This is a genomic window from Variovorax boronicumulans, from assembly GCF_009811375.1.
GTDB classification, from domain to species: Bacteria; Pseudomonadota; Gammaproteobacteria; order Burkholderiales; family Burkholderiaceae_C; genus Variovorax; species Variovorax boronicumulans.
The window spans coordinates 1-1,203 of sequence record NZ_BKDH01000012.1 but is presented as its reverse complement, the minus strand read 5'-3'; the positions used below and the strand labels follow the sequence as shown (position 1 = coordinate 1,203).

At 62.8% G+C, this 1,203-nt stretch carries 1 protein-coding gene; it reads left to right on the top strand.

Annotation, left to right across the window (positions count from 1 at the left end; translation table 11 throughout):
* Positions 1–5 precede the first annotated feature (5 nt).
* Positions 6–1,199: an elongation factor Tu gene (gene tuf, locus VHAB30_RS30920; RefSeq protein ID WP_062478858.1), complete on the top strand. Its 1,194-nt coding sequence runs from the start codon at positions 6–8 to the stop codon at positions 1,197–1,199.
* Positions 1,200–1,203 lie beyond the last annotated feature (4 nt).

Below are 1,203 nucleotides of genomic sequence, written 5' to 3'. Positions count from 1 at the left end.
GAAAAATGGCAAAAGGTAAATTCACCCGCACCAAGCCGCACGTGAACGTGGGCACGATCGGTCACGTTGACCACGGCAAGACCACGCTGACGGCTGCGATCGCCACCGTGCTGTCGGCCAAGTTCGGCGGCGAAGCCAAGGCTTACGACCAGATCGATGCAGCGCCTGAAGAAAAGGCCCGCGGCATCACGATCAACACCGCGCACGTCGAGTACGAAACGGCCAACCGCCACTACGCACACGTCGACTGCCCCGGTCACGCCGACTATGTGAAGAACATGATCACCGGCGCCGCCCAGATGGACGGCGCCATCCTGGTGTGCTCGGCCGCTGACGGCCCGATGCCCCAGACCCGTGAACACATCCTGCTGGCTCGCCAGGTGGGCGTGGGCTACATCATCGTGTTCCTGAACAAGTGCGACATGGTCGACGACAAGGAACTGCTCGAGCTGGTCGAAATGGAAGTTCGCGAACTCCTCGACAAGTACGAATTCCCCGGCGACGACACCCCCATCATCCACGGCTCGGCCAAGCTCGCCCTGGAAGGCGACAAGGGCGACCTGGGCGAAGGCGCCATCATGAAGCTGGCAGAAGCCCTGGACACGTACATCCCCACGCCTGAGCGCGCTGTGGACGGCACGTTCCTGATGCCCGTGGAAGACGTGTTCTCGATCTCGGGTCGCGGCACCGTGGTGACCGGCGCTGTCGAGCGCGGCGTGATCAAGGTCGGCGAAGAAATCGAAATCGTCGGTATCCGCCCCACCGTCAAGACCACCTGCACCGGCGTGGAAATGTTCCGCAAGCTGCTGGACCAAGGTCAAGCTGGCGACAACGTCGGCGTGCTGCTGCGCGGCACGAAGCGCGAAGAAGTCGAACGCGGCCAAGTGCTGTGCAAGCCCGGCTCGATCAAGCCGCACGTGCACTTCACCGCCGAGGTGTATGTCCTGTCCAAGGACGAAGGCGGCCGTCACACGCCGTTCTTCAACAACTACCGTCCGCAGTTCTACTTCCGCACGACGGACGTGACCGGCGCGATCGAGCTGCCCGCGGACAAGGAAATGGTCATGCCTGGCGACAACGTCAGCATCACCGTGAAGCTGATCAACCCGATCGCGATGGAAGAAGGCCTGCGCTTCGCCATCCGTGAAGGCGGCCGTACCGTGGGTTCGGGCGTCGTGGCCAAGATCCTCGACATCTAAGCCG